The organism is Lacihabitans lacunae (genome assembly GCF_042649125.1).
In the GTDB taxonomy this organism is placed as follows: Bacteria; Bacteroidota; Bacteroidia; order Cytophagales; family Spirosomataceae; genus Leadbetterella; species Leadbetterella lacunae.
This window is the reverse complement of the sequence record NZ_JBHRYQ010000001.1, coordinates 3,143,019-3,157,377: the sequence shown is the minus strand read 5'-3', so window position 1 is coordinate 3,157,377 and position 14,359 is coordinate 3,143,019. Positions and strand designations below refer to the sequence as shown.

Annotated in this window: 16 protein-coding genes; 4 read left to right on the top strand and 12 right to left on the bottom strand. The window is 38.3% G+C overall.

Annotation, left to right across the window (positions count from 1 at the left end):
* Positions 1-53 precede the first annotated feature (53 nt).
* The 3 genes from msrA to ACFOOI_RS13780 form a co-directional block, all read right to left on the bottom strand.
* On the bottom strand, positions 54-596 hold the full coding sequence (msrA, locus tag ACFOOI_RS13790; protein WP_379838572.1) for a peptide-methionine (S)-S-oxide reductase MsrA: 543 nt from the start codon (positions 594-596) through the stop codon (positions 54-56).
* Positions 597-677: 81 nt separating this feature from the next.
* On the bottom strand, positions 678-2,876 hold the full coding sequence (gene ppk1 / locus ACFOOI_RS13785; RefSeq protein WP_379838571.1) for a polyphosphate kinase 1: 2,199 nt from the start codon (positions 2,874-2,876) through the stop codon (positions 678-680).
* Between the two features lie 159 nt (positions 2,877-3,035).
* Positions 3,036-4,229 carry a sensor histidine kinase gene (locus ACFOOI_RS13780; protein ID WP_379838570.1) on the bottom strand — a complete coding sequence of 398 codons (1,194 nt, stop codon included), beginning with the start codon at positions 4,227-4,229 and terminating at the stop codon, positions 3,036-3,038.
* Between the two features lie 170 nt (positions 4,230-4,399).
* On the opposite strand from ACFOOI_RS13780, the gene hemA reads away from it, so the two are divergent.
* Positions 4,400-5,656 (top strand): glutamyl-tRNA reductase, encoded by a 1,257-nt coding sequence (gene hemA / locus ACFOOI_RS13775; RefSeq protein ID WP_379838568.1) that lies wholly within the window; start codon positions 4,400-4,402, stop codon positions 5,654-5,656.
* Positions 5,657-5,736: 80 nt separating this feature from the next.
* Here the strand turns inward: hemA and ACFOOI_RS13770 are convergent, their stop codons facing one another.
* The 5 genes from ACFOOI_RS13770 to ACFOOI_RS13750 form a co-directional block, all read right to left on the bottom strand.
* Positions 5,737-7,155 (bottom strand): amidohydrolase, encoded by a 1,419-nt coding sequence (locus ACFOOI_RS13770; RefSeq protein WP_379838566.1) that lies wholly within the window; start codon positions 7,153-7,155, stop codon positions 5,737-5,739.
* Between the two features lie 193 nt (positions 7,156-7,348).
* Positions 7,349-8,131: a hypothetical protein gene (locus ACFOOI_RS13765; RefSeq protein WP_379838565.1), complete on the bottom strand. Its 783-nt coding sequence runs from the start codon at positions 8,129-8,131 to the stop codon at positions 7,349-7,351.
* A gap of 24 nt (positions 8,132-8,155) precedes the next feature.
* Positions 8,156-8,698 (bottom strand): YceI family protein, encoded by a 543-nt coding sequence (locus ACFOOI_RS13760; protein WP_379838564.1) that lies wholly within the window; start codon positions 8,696-8,698, stop codon positions 8,156-8,158.
* Positions 8,695-9,585 (bottom strand): DUF5777 family beta-barrel protein, encoded by an 891-nt coding sequence (locus ACFOOI_RS13755; RefSeq protein WP_379838563.1) that lies wholly within the window; start codon positions 9,583-9,585, stop codon positions 8,695-8,697. Before ACFOOI_RS13755 ends, ACFOOI_RS13760 begins: the two co-directional genes overlap by 4 nt.
* Before the next feature lie 10 nt (positions 9,586-9,595).
* Complete coding sequence (locus ACFOOI_RS13750) at positions 9,596-10,015, bottom strand: QcrA and Rieske domain-containing protein (RefSeq protein WP_379838562.1); 420 nt, start codon at positions 10,013-10,015, stop codon at positions 9,596-9,598.
* Positions 10,016-10,166: 151 nt separating this feature from the next.
* On the opposite strand from ACFOOI_RS13750, the gene ACFOOI_RS13745 reads away from it, so the two are divergent.
* Together ACFOOI_RS13745 and ACFOOI_RS13740 are read left to right on the top strand one after the other, a co-directional pair.
* Entirely contained in the window at positions 10,167-10,727 is a 561-nt protein-coding gene (locus tag ACFOOI_RS13745; RefSeq protein ID WP_379838560.1) for an RNA polymerase sigma factor, read from the top strand.
* Between the two features lie 9 nt (positions 10,728-10,736).
* Positions 10,737-11,969 carry a hypothetical protein gene (locus ACFOOI_RS13740; protein WP_379838559.1) on the top strand — a complete coding sequence of 411 codons (1,233 nt, stop codon included), beginning with the start codon at positions 10,737-10,739 and terminating at the stop codon, positions 11,967-11,969.
* Positions 11,970-12,037: 68 nt separating this feature from the next.
* Here the strand turns inward: ACFOOI_RS13740 and ACFOOI_RS13735 are convergent, their stop codons facing one another.
* From ACFOOI_RS13735 to ACFOOI_RS13720, 4 genes are all read right to left on the bottom strand, one after another.
* Positions 12,038-12,196: a hypothetical protein gene (locus ACFOOI_RS13735; protein WP_379838558.1), complete on the bottom strand. Its 159-nt coding sequence runs from the start codon at positions 12,194-12,196 to the stop codon at positions 12,038-12,040.
* A 118-nt stretch (positions 12,197-12,314) separates the two neighbouring features.
* Positions 12,315-12,842, bottom strand: coding sequence for a hypothetical protein (locus tag ACFOOI_RS13730; protein ID WP_379838557.1), 528 nt, complete (start codon positions 12,840-12,842; stop codon positions 12,315-12,317).
* Positions 12,843-12,873: 31 nt separating this feature from the next.
* Positions 12,874-13,650 carry a hypothetical protein gene (locus ACFOOI_RS13725; RefSeq protein WP_379838556.1) on the bottom strand — a complete coding sequence of 259 codons (777 nt, stop codon included), beginning with the start codon at positions 13,648-13,650 and terminating at the stop codon, positions 12,874-12,876.
* 12 nt (positions 13,651-13,662) lie between these two features.
* Positions 13,663-13,830 carry a hypothetical protein gene (locus ACFOOI_RS13720; protein ID WP_379838555.1) on the bottom strand — a complete coding sequence of 56 codons (168 nt, stop codon included), beginning with the start codon at positions 13,828-13,830 and terminating at the stop codon, positions 13,663-13,665.
* Positions 13,831-14,145: 315 nt separating this feature from the next.
* Between ACFOOI_RS13720 and ACFOOI_RS13715 the strand changes: the two genes are divergently transcribed.
* A complete protein-coding gene (locus ACFOOI_RS13715; RefSeq protein WP_379838554.1) occupies positions 14,146-14,334 on the top strand; it encodes a hypothetical protein in 189 nt (62 codons plus the stop codon).
* Positions 14,335-14,359: the final 25 nt, after the last annotated feature.

The following is a 14,359-nucleotide window of genomic DNA, read 5'->3' as shown; positions in this document are numbered from 1 at the left end:
AAGGTGAGAAATATCGAAAAGGCATCTTCCGCGAGGAGGATGCCTTTTTCGGTTTATTTAAGCATTTCGGCAAATGCCTTTTCAAATTTTTCTACTTTGGGCCTAACTACCATTTGGCAATACGGATTTTTGTCGCCGTTGTCGTTGAAATAGTTTTGGTGATAATCTTCAGCTTTGTAATAGTCATTTAGTGGCTCTACGAGCGTAACTATTTTGTCAGCATAAGCTCCAGACTCATTGAGGGCTGCAATGGTTTTTTCTGCTATCTCCTTTTGGGTATCGTTGTGATAAAAAATAGATGAGCGATATTGAGTTCCCACGTCGGCACCTTGTCTGTTTAGTGTAGTAGGGTCGTGTACTTTAAAAAACACTTTCAGTATCTCATTAAACGTGATAACCGTTGGGTCATACGATATTTGGATAACTTCTGCATGGCCTGTTTCTCCCGAGCAAACGTCTTTGTAACTTGGGTTTTTTACATGGCCGCCTGTGTAGCCCGACTCTACTGTTTCAACTCCCTTAAGCTGCTGAAACACGGCTTCTACACACCAAAAACACCCAGCTGCTAGGGTTGCTATTTCTTTATTTGTTGACATATTTCTTTTTTTATAAGGTATAACAAAAGCCAACCCTTATTTGATTCCTGTTTTCTAAAATTCTTGTTTGAGACTGATAGGTCAAAAAAGCGAATCTCTCAGGATATCTTGTTTGTCTTTATCAAAAAAGTAGGTATGGATATCCAGAGGCTCTCCAATAGTTTCACTTTTTAGGTACTCGCCGTTTTCTTGTAACTCGTAAGCGTTTACATTGTCCATTATATTTGCATATAAAATCTGAATCAACTGCTTTTTAATATCTGGGTTGATAAATTCAAATAGCGATTCTATTCTCTTATCAAAACTACGAACCATCATGTCTGCACTTCCGCCATATACGCGTGGTTGCCCTTCATTATGGAAGTAAAAAATACGGGCATGCTCTAAGAAGTTACCCACTATCGATCGAACTTTTATGTTTTCAGAAAGCCCAACTCTACCTGGTCTTAAACAGCAGATTCCCCGAACGATAAGCTCTATTTTTACGCCTCTTTGCGAAGCCGCATATAGTTCCTCTATGATGTCTTTGTCTTCTAGCGAGTTTACTTTAAAGCAGATTCCCGCAGGTTTGCCTTGCTCGGCATTGTCGGCTTCTTTTCTGATATAATCTATCAGTGCCGCTCGCATATTTTTAGGCGAGGTAATAAGGTTTTTGTATTCGTTTGGCTGCGAATGACCTGTTATTACATTAAAAAACTCCGCAATATCTCTCGTGTAGTCGCCATTGGCGGTTAATAGGCCGATGTCGGTATATAACTTTGAGGTGTCTTCGTTGTAGTTTCCACTTGCAAGGTGAGCGTATTGAACCACATTTGGTCCTTCTTTTCTCACTATAAGCATCAGCTTTGTGTGCGTTTTTAGCCAACCAATACCATATATCACAAAGCAACCGGCCTTCTGAAGTTTTTCTCCTTCTCTAATATTATTTTCCTCGTCAAACCGTGCTTTTATCTCAAATAGAGCCGAAACATGTTTTCCATTTTCAGCTGCTTTGAGCAATGCTGCCGTAATTCGGGAGTTTTTGGCTAACCTATAAATGGTCAGTTTTATAGAAAGCACATTAGGGTCTTCGGCCGCACGCTCGATAAGTTGTAGTACCGGCTCAAAGTTATTGTAAGGGTGATGCAATAAGATGTCATTCTCTTTAATGGCATCAAAAATATTTAGGTCGCGATGGAAATTTCTCGGCAAAATAGTAGCCGGCGGAATCGGCATTTCAGATTTAAACTCATGGTGGTTTATAATCTGAAACAAACGCGTATAATCCATCAATTCGTGGTTGACATGGATATTATATTTGTCAATTTCCCATTTTTTAATCAGCGTATCTAGCATCCATTTTGATGGGTTATTTTCTATCACGATACTCACGACTCTACCTGCTTGGCGGCTTCTGATTTTTTCTTTTACTTCATCCACAAAGTCGGCGTCCACGTCATCGTTTTCGTCCATGGTAAAATCACCATTTCGTATGATTCTAAACAAGTCTATTGACTCAAGCGTAATGTTTTTATATAATTTATAAACTTGGTTTCTGATGAGCTCTTCGATGGGTAAAAAGTCCGTGAACTCCTCACCTTCAAATACAAAAAACTTAGGCAAGTTGCTTGGTATCTGTACAAATGACAGTTTTTTGTTTTCTTCGGTCTCTGTAAAAAGCGTCGTTTGGTTTTCTGTGGATACCACGCCTAATATTAGATTTTTGGCAAGTAAAATCGGGAAGGCGTGTGTATGATCACAAACCATAGGAGTCAACATCGGAAATATTGTATGGTCGAAATAGGTTTCAATTTCGGCCAATTGGTTTTTTTGAAGTTGGCTGTAACTGATTATTCTAAAGCCGTTTTCTTCAAACTGTGGCTTTAGCTCTTCTCTGAAAATCCTATTTCGTTCGTCTATAAACTTTTTGATTTTGCTCAAAAGTACTTTTCTAAACTGGGTTTCACGAAGACCCGAATAGTCAATTCGTTGTTTGTTATAGTCGATGTAGTTGTATAAACTTCCAACCCTAACTGTCAAAAACTCATCAAGGTTTGAGGCTGTTATGGCCATAAACTTGAATTTTTCAAACAGGTTCAAAGAGGGTTTTCTGACTTGGTCAAGCACGCGTTCGTTAAAAGTAAGCCAGCTAAGATCTCTACTAATCAGATTAGATTTTTCGATGTTTATCTCTGATTTTTGTACTTTTTGGGTGGGTTTATATTTATACTCACTTTCTTCAGAACTGAAGTCAAGCAAATTTTTGAAGAAGGATATTACTCCAGAGGACACATTACTCATATCAACATTATAGGTTTGAAACTGATTTAGCCAAACGTTTTTTTATTTTTGCGAATTTCGAGATTTATAATCGTTACTCAAAACGTCTCGCTTTATCTTTTTATGATATTTTTTAGATATCTATTTTTTAAAAGTCACTTTTGGGATTTAAAGACCATGTTAGATAATTAGCCTAAAGGTGGTGCCTTTTCCAGGGCTACTTTCGTACACATATATTTGGCCGTTGTGATAGGTCTCTATTATTCTTTTTGCTAAAGTTAAACCCAATCCCCATCCTCTTTTTTTAGTTGAAAATCCTGGGTTGAAAATCTTTCTTTGAACCGACTTGGTCATTCCTTTGCCTGTATCGGTAACGTCGATGGTTATTTTGCCTTTGGGGCCAGGGTTTATTTCTAGGCTTAAATCACCCACACCCACCATGGCGTCCACAGCGTTTTTACATAGGTTTTCTACTACCCATTCCAACAAGTTTTTGTTGACTTTGGCTATATATGGCTCTGTCAAGTTGTTTTTAAATGACCAATTGATTTTTGTGGAGATTCGTTTTTTCAAATATTGGGTTGTGTCTTCCACCAAGTTAGGAATATTCTCTTCTTTCATGCTTGGGGTAGAGCCTATGTTAGAGAATCTGTTTGTGATGGTTTCGAGCCTTGCTATGTCTTTTAGCATTTCTTCGGCTATGCTTTCATCAAAATCAGGGTCGATTCTTAATACCTCTACCCATGCCATTAAGCCAGAAATAGGCGTTCCCAGTTGGTGGGCGGTTTCTTTTGCTAAGCCCACCCACACACGGTTTTGCTCCGCTTTTCTGGAAGAAGAATACGCGATGTAGGCCATTGACCCAAAAATCAAGAAAGTAAATATTAACACATATGGGAAGTATCGGAGCTGAATGACGATTGTAGAATTACTATAATATACATATCCACGACTCTTGCCTACCACAAATTCTATGGGTTGATGCTCTTCGCCCATTTGCGAAATTTTGGTGTACAGGTACTTCTCTTTGGCTTCGGGCGTCCACTTTTTAGTGGAGTCGTCTAGCTCAGGAATGTTTCTATAATCTATTGGACTTCCGTCAGTTACCAAAATAGTAGGCACGGTTTCATTGGCCGAGAGTACCTCTTGTACAAAGGTGTAGTCACATGAGCTGTCGATTGCCTTTTCGATATAAAAGCTTATGCTTTCGGCATATAGTCGAGCGTATTTTTCCTCTCTGTCTTCGAGCGATTTTCGTACATCGTTAAAATACATTAAAATACCCGCTACAAATACAAACAATACCAATATCAAAATTAGTTTAGTTGTAGATAGTTTTTGGTACATGTCGTGAAATAGCCTTCGGTTCTGCATTAATATTTTTGGTGGTGAGTAAACTTTTTGTAAATAATTAACGTAAATCGGGGGTATCCAATATAAAATTGATAGTTTAGAATTTTTCTAAATTAGAAAAACTGTCCGATGTCATAACAAATATATATGGGTATGAGTGTATTTTTGTATAAATTTTTATAATTCGAGAAATGGCCGAGTCTTTAAAAGTAATTTCATTAACATATAAAAGAGCCCCGTTAGAGGTTAGGGAGCAAATTGCCCTTGACGAAAACGAGACCAAAGCCTTTTATTTGAGACTGAAAGACGTGTTGGGTTTGCAGGAGTGCCTGGTGTTGTCTACGTGTAATAGAACAGAAATATATTATAGATCAGAAGAAAATTGTTCGGATACTTTGGTGCAGCTTTTAGTAAGCTTCAAAGGTTTGAGTTCGGATACATTAATGCCTTACTTTGAGTTTATTGATACTGAAGCCGAAGCTACTCAATATTTGTTTGAGGTTGCTATGGGTTTACAGTCGCAAGTTGTAGGCGATCTTCAGATACCAAATCAAATAAAAAATGCCTACCAATATGCCGCAGATATGCAGATGGCGGGCCCGTTTTTACATAGATTATTGCACGCAGTCTTTTTTGCAAATAAACGTGTAGTTCAAGAAACCAGCTTTAGAGATGGAGCGGCTTCTACCTCATACGCCACGGTAGATCTGATGGAGAGTTTCTTGCAAATGATCAAGAATCCTAAAATTTTGGTTTTGGGTTTAGGAGAAATTGGACAAGATATTGCCAAAACACTCTTTGAAAAAGGTCACGAAGGCATAACAGTTTGCAACCGTACTTTAGAAAAAGCCCAAGAACTTGCACCTCAGTATGGGGCGGATATTTTGCCTTTTGAAGAACTTGCCGCCAAACTTGGTAAATACGATGTGGTGATCTCTTCGGTAAGATCAGAGAGTTATACAATAAACGCAAGTCAAATAGCAGGAACAAAAGCAGGTGTTTCCTATTTCTTTGATTTGTCGGTACCTAGAAGCATAAACCCTGAAGTGGAAACATTACCAGGTGTGGTTTTATATGGTTTAGATGAAATTCAGAACAGAGCAAACGAGGCTTTGAAAAAAAGAATGGAAGCTATACCACAAGTAAAAAGCATTATAGCCGAAATGGTTTCTGAAATAGAAAACTGGTCGAGAGAACTTATGGTATCTCCGACTATACAGAAACTAAAAAGTGCTCTTGAGCAAATCAGAAAAGACGAGATGGCTCGTTTTGTGAAAGGCATGTCAGAAGCTGAAGCTGAGAAAGTAGATAAGCTAACAGCGAGCATGATGCAAAAGATAATTAAGCTACCTGTATTGCAGCTAAAGGCTGCTTGTAAGCGTGGCGAGGCAGATACATTGATAGATGTCTTAAACGACCTTTTTGATTTAGAGAAGGTTAATATTTAGTAGATTTGTTTTTTTGTTTATAAAGAAAGGCGGCTCATATGAACCGCCTTTTCTATTTTATTTTCTGAAAAGAAATAGCGTTAATTTCTATAATCTAAAGCGGGTTTTCTGGTGCCTAGAAGCGACTCGTATTTAAAACCACCTTCGGTTTTGGAATTGAATTCTTCTTTAGCTTTTTTGATAAGTTCTGGTTTTTCAAACAAATCGATAGCACTTAGCGTAAGTGTTTTGGCTGCAGTCATCATCCCTTTTACCCCTATCTGTGTGCCACCAGCAGCTACTGCTTGCCAGCTATGAGCGGGAGTGCCGGGAACCCAAGTGGCAGTGCTTAGGCCAGCAGTAGGCACAGTCCAACTTACATCGCCTACGTCTGTAGAGCCGCCGTTTGCCGATTTTTCAAAACTAAGTGGCTGAACCGTACTCGTATATTCCAAAGGAGTTTTTTTAACGCCTTCTGTGGTTTGTATTTTTTCCGCAAAAATTTTCTCTTCTGGAGTTAATATATATCCACCTACCGTGCTCATGTTTTGGTGTATGATGGTCGAAAGCGTTTCGTTTGGCAGAAGGTCATATACACCACCCAATATCTCTGATTCGGCACGTGTGCCGGTTCCTAGGGCAGCACCTTGGGCTATGTTTTCTATCCAAGTCCACATTTCTTTTACGTTGGTTCTGTTTGGGTGTCGTACATAAAGATATAGCTCCGCAAAGTCGGGTACCACGTTTGGTGCCTTGCCACCATTGGTGATTACGTAGTGTATTCTTGAGTCCTCTTGTACGTGCTCACGCATCATGTTTATCATGTCAGTCATTGCCTCTACTCCGTCAAGGGCCGAGCGACCGCTTTCTGGTGAAGCTGCTGCGTGTGCCGAGCGACCGTAGAATCTAAATTTGCCCGACTTGTTTGCCAATGAACTTGACGCATTTGCCGAGTTTTGGCTACCTGGGTGCCAATGAAGCACTACGTCTACATCTTTGAATAGGCCCTCTCTAACCATATATACCTTACCTGATCCGCCTTCTTCGGCTGGTGTACCATAAAATCTGATAGTGCCTTTTTGTCCTGTTTTTTTCATCCAGTCTTTTACTGCAATAGCCGCTGCTGCCGAACCCACTCCAAATAAATGGTGCCCACAGGCATGACCCGCCACGCCATTGAGAGATTCTTTGTCTGGCTTTGCCGCTTGCGATAAGCCGGGCAATGCATCAAATTCTCCTAATATGCCAATCACCGGCGAGCCTGAGCCAAAAGTAGCAGTAAATGCTGTTGGTATACCTGCTACACCCGCTACAACATTAAATCCTTCAGACTTGAGTTTGTTTTGAAGCAGTTCTGAGCTTTTGTATTCTTTGTAACCTACTTCGGCATAGTTCCAGATTTGGAGAGCAAGGTCGCCGTATTCGGCTTGTCTTTTTTGGAGGTTGTCTGCAACTTGAGTTTTGGTTTGACCCAATGCAGTACCTGCTATTAGTAATAGCGTTAATAGTTTTAATTTCATTAGATTAGGTTTATTGATTCATTATATCAAATATATGAAATTTGAAAAACTATTAATTAGATGTGTGGCTAAAACATCTTTTTATATGGATGAAATTAATTAAAGGACTCTTTTTGTTTACTATTTACATAAAAAAACTACTTTCAAATTTCTTTAAAAGTAGCTTCAGTATTCGTTTTACGGTTAAAGATTATCAGTCATTTTTTGCACCGTTTTTTATCCAATTTTGTACGGCTGTTATTTGGCAGTCGCTCGACTTATAACTTGGTGGCATAGGCCTATATCCGGTTGCGTAGCTAATTACACCCACAAATGTGCCATTTGTGGCCATCGCCTTCACATTGTTATAGTTGTCTAATATTACACCTCCCGACGCATTGCCCGATTGATGGCAACCGACACAGTTTACATCCAAATAAGGTTTGATTGTTCCACTGTAAGTTGGGTTTTCTGAGTTGATAACCACCGTGCAGTTTGTCTCTTTTGCTCCTTCTTTTATCCAGGTTAAAACTAAGTCTGTTTGCGTGGTAGTAAGTTTTGCTGCAGGCGAAGGCGGCATCCTGTTTTTGCCTGTATCTATCATCACTTTATACAGTGTGCTGCTGGCAGGGTTGGTCTTCGATATTCCCTTTTTTAGTATTCCCGCATAGGTGCTTAAGTCATACCCTTCAGCTTTTGTTTTGGTGTCATGGCAGCCACTTTTAGCACAGTTTGACTGAAAAAAAGGCAATATCTGTGTGTTAAAACACACGCCTGTTGGGTTAGTCACTGTGCCAGACGAAGGCGAACTACACGTAAGATTTGAGGTGCCGCCCGTTGAACCCGTACCTCCGGTATTTCCAGTTCCACCCGTAGTTCCATCGGTAGTGTTTGTGGTTGAACTTCCGGCAGGAACTGCGTCATTCTTTTTATATAAACAACTTTGTAAGGTGTATATCAGGATAAATGAAAAACAAGCTTTTGTTAGTACTCTCATAGGTGGGATGTTTAGGTGATGCGATTATTTTTTTTGAAAAACGAACTTGCATTTCACAGAAATTTCTTCCGCTATTTTTGCCATTACTAAGGTTGGTACGTCTATTTTATGGTCTTTGAGTGGTATCAGAAAATCTGATGTTAAGGTTATTTGGCCGTTTGCTACTGTTAACTTTCCGCTAAGCGTTCTGTCTTTGCTTACGCCATGCATTACGAGCTGACCTTTGGCCGTTACCAGATAGGTTCCATTTTTAGAATAGTCTATCAATTCTTGAATCTTCCCTTTAAAAGTACCAATCGGATATTTGTCTGACTCCATGTAGTTTTCGTTGAAGTGCTCTTCCATCAGATGATTCTTGAACTTGAAATCAACCATGGTCATTTTTACTGCAACCTCATTCTTGTCAATGTCAATTACTGCCGCCACTTTTTTGTTAAGAGCCGAAATGTTTTCTAAAGGAGTCTCTGAGAAGAAACTGGTTTCTCCTGCTTTGCAGAGGTAAATATTTTGAGCAAAACCTCCGAAATTAATCAAACTAAGAGCGAGTATTATTTTTATCTTTTTCATTTTTTATCAAAGCTAAATGTTCTTGAAATATTAAAACCGTAGTGTATGTCACCTTTTAGCCACGAACCCGCAGTTTGCGTTAAAAACTGACGTTCTACCATGCCCAGGGAGTTGGTGAAATGCAACTGAAACACGTGCCCGCCGGTCTCGATGTCAAAACCCATAGAAAGCGAATTATAATTTGCCGTATTAGGCTTTAGTCCTGCCTCGAGCGATGTCGGTAGTCTATAAAAGTACTCGGCATTTAAGGTCGTTCTTTTGGTAATTTTTACTCGGCCGCCTACGCCCACCAAAAACACGTCGTTGGGGTCAAGGGTGGTTTCTACTTTGTTTCTGTGCACCCACGTAGGGCTTACTTGTAGCGAAAGTTTGTCGTTCATTTTTCGAGCGATGAGCAACTGACCGGTATATGTGAAACGTTCGAAATTGTTATAAAACATAAACTGCGGACTAGTAGAAAGCGAGATAGCATCCCAAGTGGCTAAAGCTGTTAAACTCACGGGCGATGCCCCTTTGCCACTTGCCTGTCGGAGTATTTTGTATTTGGCAAAGGAGTCAAACGTCTTTTGAGAGGTACTTCTACCCAAGCCCACCATCAGTTTGTCTGTGAGGCCGTATTCTAAGCCAAGTCTCATAGTGGCTTGATCAAGGCCAAAGAAATTATAAGCCCCATCGTTTAGTTTACCAAACCTGTGCGAAATCCTAAAATCCAAATGGTTTTTAGCAACTGTTTCTACCGAATGACCATTTATTACACGCGTTGACTTAAAAGTGGCACTGGTATATTTTTTGGTTTGCTTCACGTTTTTGTCTATTTCGTCAAATAGGTCTTGAGCAAAAACCGCGGGGCCAGCCAATAGTATGAAGAGCAGAATTCTATATTTCATGGTTGTTTTGTTATGAAGTAATGGTCAATGTGGTACCCGAAAGGCTTGTTTGGTAAACGGTCAATCCTTTGCTTCCATTGCTGTTTAGTCCTTTTCCGCTTGTGTCAAATCTGGCTCCATGGGCGGTGCAATACCATTCTTTGTTAGAAAACGTAATTTGTCTTTGGCCTTCGTGGCTACAAGTCAGAGTGGCTGCTACGTAGGTGCCGTTGTTGTTGGCTACCACTATGCTGTTGATAACTTTGTAGCCGCCGTTGTTTTTTAATACCGCGTTTTCGGCTGCACTCAAGTCTACGGTTACGTTGCCTATTGGCGTGGTACCACTTTCGTTTACGCAGCTGTCTAGTCCATAAATAGCTAAAAGCGAAGCTCCCGTGAAGCCAAGTTGCTTAAGGAAGTTGTTGCGACTGATTTTTTCTTGTAGTTTCATATGTTTATTAAATTGTTTGCTTTATTCTCTTATACGGACTTTTAAAAAAAATGCTTCCACTTAGATAATATTTTTTTTAGTGGAAGCAAAAAAGAAAATACTCCGTATATGTTTTAAAGTACCTTTACTCCCATATCTTATATAAGAATCTGTGTTTTTTAAGAAAAGAAATAAAGTTTTTGATTTAACCGAGGTTTTAGCGGGCTGCCGAAACAATGCTCCTGCTTCACAAAAGTTATTGTTCGAAAACTACAGTAGACTTGCTATGCGGATTTGTTCCAAATACGCCACCAATGACGTGGAGGCGGAAGAGATGATTATGGACGGTTTTTTTAAGGTTTTTAAAAACATACACAAGTATGACGAGGGTTTTCCTTTTGGGGCGTGGTTTAGTAAGATTATGGTAAATACTTCGATTGATTATTTCAGAAAAAATCATTCGAGAATCGCATTTACAACTATTGAGGAGGCTTATAACGTAGATTTCGCTCCAGAAAGCTTGGACTTGCTGTCTGTAGACGAGATTTTGGATTTTGTCAGAAAACTATCTCCGGTGTATCGGACGGTGTTTTCTTTGGCGGTGATTGACGGCTATTCATCTCCTGAAATTTCAGAGATGCTTGGGGTAACAGAAAGTGCAGTTAGGGCGAACCTTTCGAAGGCAAAAGGCCGACTGCAAGTTTGGATTAATGACTATTTAAAAAGACAATAAAAATTCTATATGAAAGAAGATTTATTTGATAAAAAAATAAGAGAAAAGTTTGAGCAAATAGACAAGCCCGTTAGTAGCGAGGCGTGGTCTAAGCTTAGCAGAACTTTGGGTACAGCCTGGTGGCTTATCTTTCTTCAAAAATATGCCTTGCCTTTGTATGCCGCTTTGGCTACTGGTTTTTTGGGTTATTCGTTGTTTCAAAACCAAGAACTGAATCAAAAAGTAGACACGCTGGGAGATCGGTTTTTACAAATTGAAAACCGAGAAAGTACGGTGCAAACCATTGTGCATAAAGACACCGTGTATATAGAAAAGACCATCTACCTAAAGCAAGGCTCTCAAGTGGCGTTAAATGATAGCAAGCTAAGTGAATTGACAAAATATGTAGTTCAGTTACAAAAAGAATTTGACGGTTTGGTGACCAAAGTTGAAAAAGAAGAGCGGGTTACGGAATCGAAAAACCAAGAATCGGCAAAAGAGCTAAAGACGCTGGTTAAAACCATGACAGACAATAACCAAAAAGTGATAGAAGCGATAGAAGAAGCTCCGCTTTTGACTGAGAAAAAACTGCGTGAAGATTCGCTTTTGGTACCTGATCGGCGATTTCCTGAAGCCGAGGGAGTACCAGCCAAAAAGAAGTTTTCTTTACCAAAAGTGGAGTCTCGACTGGGCCTCGAAGCCGGAGTTTCTAGCCAGCAAAGTTTTGTGCTTGGGCCTGTGTTTGAGTATTTTTTTAATCCCAGTATGAGTGTAACTGCAGGAGCCCAAATTCATAACTTTAGAGAGATGGAGTATTTTGGCACGCAAGGTTTTAACCAAGCCACGGGCAAAGACTTCGTAAAGTTGTATGGCTCGCAGATTTCGGCTTACGACAATATCAAAGATATTTATATAAAAAATACAGCATTTGAGATACCCTTAAAAGTTAACTACTATATGCCGCTAAAGCAGGATTTTGATCTGATGCTAAGCTACGGTACCCATCTCGACATAAAAGGCTATCAGTCGCTTAAGGCTGAGTATGACTATAAAGGAGAGAGCATTTACCAAAAAATACAAACCAAAGGTAATACAGATTTATTGCACAATATGATTTTCGGTTTGGGCCTGCAGTATCGCCGTCAGAACTATATATTTAAACTTACGCCTTCGTTTACCTATAACTTCAGAGAAGTAGATTTTCAGAAATCGGGCGGTGTGTTTACACTAAGTGGGGGTGTGTTTTTGAAGTTGAATAAGTAAAAAAAGGAACATTGAATTTTTCGGGTCAGACATTCGGTTTCCACCTTTGTGTCTGACCCTGTATTTTTTTAGTGATACATCCGCTTCAGTTTTCCAGCGGGTAGGCCTGCCCCTTCTACTCGGATTTCTTTGCGACGCTCGTACATCTGCATACCAAAAACCTTCCCCACGGCTTTAATTATTTGTTGGCATATAAATTCTACAAAAAAACCTCCGAAAATTATCACGGAGGTTTCAGGTTGTTTACGAAGCTTAGATTATAAACCTGTGTATTTATTCCCTAATATTAGTTTTATCTCTAAACCAAAAAGGGCTTTGAACTTCTTCTACTTTGTATTGCTTATCTTAAAGTTTAATTTGAATCCCAAGGGTTGGAAATATTCCGCTTATTCGTTTTTGCTTATCAGTTGGCAACAATCCGCCATCAAATTTGTAATTTGATATTTCGAATGTGAAACCTATATGGTTTGTTATAAAATATCTAGCTCCATATTGATACTTCAGCTGAAAGTTTTCACCTACGGGATTTCCTTGATTTGTTCTTTTAGAATAAACAGGGCTTATACCTAGATATGGGTCAAATTTGCCAGAACTCACCAAATGGTAGTTTAGTATTGGACCAATGGCAAATTCAGAATTTGCATCATTTTTATTTTTTACTGAAGTGTACCTAAAGCCGAGTCCTAATTTGTTTTTCAAAAGCGAAATTCTATGCTCGGCATGTAGGTCAATAATATAAAATTTTTTATCTGGCATTTTAAGACTTGAACCAAATACTCCAATTCCAATTTCGTTCCGAAGGAGGGCATTTTTTTGGGCATTAGTATTTATTAGTATTAAAAAAAAATATGTGCAAAAAAATAATTTTTTCATATTGTTTTTCATTTAATTTTTAAATATTAATTCATACCCATCTTGGACAACCATCGGGACAATTGCAGCCACAAAAACCGCAGCATTCTGCAATATAATCTAATCCGTATTCAGACACTAAAAGGCTTAATTGATAATTTCCTAATAAATCATTTGCAGCCCATATACCAAAAATAACCGGTACTTGTGCTGTTGTCATATAAAATACGCAACCCCATTGATACCATTTACATTTAGGACCTTCAGTAATATTTTTCAATCTTGCATTCGATGTTGATGTTGAGGCTATTTCTTTTAGAAAATCAAGTTTGATAGTGAATAATTTTTTCTCATTTGCACTAATTTTATTGTTTTCTAGAATTAATTTCCTAGCCTCCTTAAAGTTTTTTTCAAAACTTTTTTCATCACCAGAATTGTTTAATAAATCTCGTATTTTTTCAACTAATGAAATGGCATCTTTACTAAACACTTTATCATCTAATGTTAATGACATCCTTGCCTCATTATTTTCCATTGTTAGTCTTTGCATTCCTTTAGAATACTTTTCAAATGTAAATGCCATTGGGGATTTTAACTTAGTTTCGTACTCATTGGCAAATTTGTCAAAATCTTTTTTCTCTAAATTTTTTGAATATAAAATGTCTTTTTGAGATTTAATAAATTCAATTTGTTCGTCGCTAATTGTCGAAAAATCGACTTGATCAATTATGTTTGAACTATTCTTAGGGGCCGAAACTGTTGATGTTTTGTCATCTTTGCAAGAATTGAGACTTTGTAGAATTAAGATTAAAACTAGAATCTTTTTCATTGTGTTATTTTTTTAAAAGTTTGTGCTTCCATAAAGGAGGAAAAGCGATAGCCTATCAGTAAAGACTGATGCCTTTGTGTTATTGATTTCGAAATCTAAAGTTATGAATTCTGTCACAATGTATGCAGGGGGGGAGAGATTTGCGAATATTTTTTTCATTATCTTTCCTTCTTCTAACATTTGTTTGATTTTTACTGTGTTTTGCGGTATTGTTTATGGTAAAGTATTTATTTTCAGCAATATACATGATGTCATTTAATCATTTTTGTGTATCATTAATTGTATTTTCGCATTGCTGAAGTTTTTATCCTCACCAACTTCACCACTTTTCAAGTAAGACCTTCGGTTGTCGATTTTCGGTTTCGAATTAATAGATGTTTAATGAAAATGATACTTTTCCTGGACTTCGAACTTTTTGCAATAATGGATTATTTTTAGCTTTAGTTTTTCATTGAGTTTCTAAAATGTAATTTTGTTTAATAAAAAATTATGCGAATGGAAAAAATGGACAGGAGTTTTCATTGGTCTGGTAAATTTGATGAAAACGAGGAAAGGCTAAAAGAGTATTGGCCTCAAACAACTCCTAGACAGCGATTGGAGGCTGCTTTTTATCTCAATTCTGTGGCGTATAATTTTGATATCAACAACCCACACCCAAAATGGACAGGACGGTGTTTTCAATGAGAAAAAACAGATAGACGGGAAATAT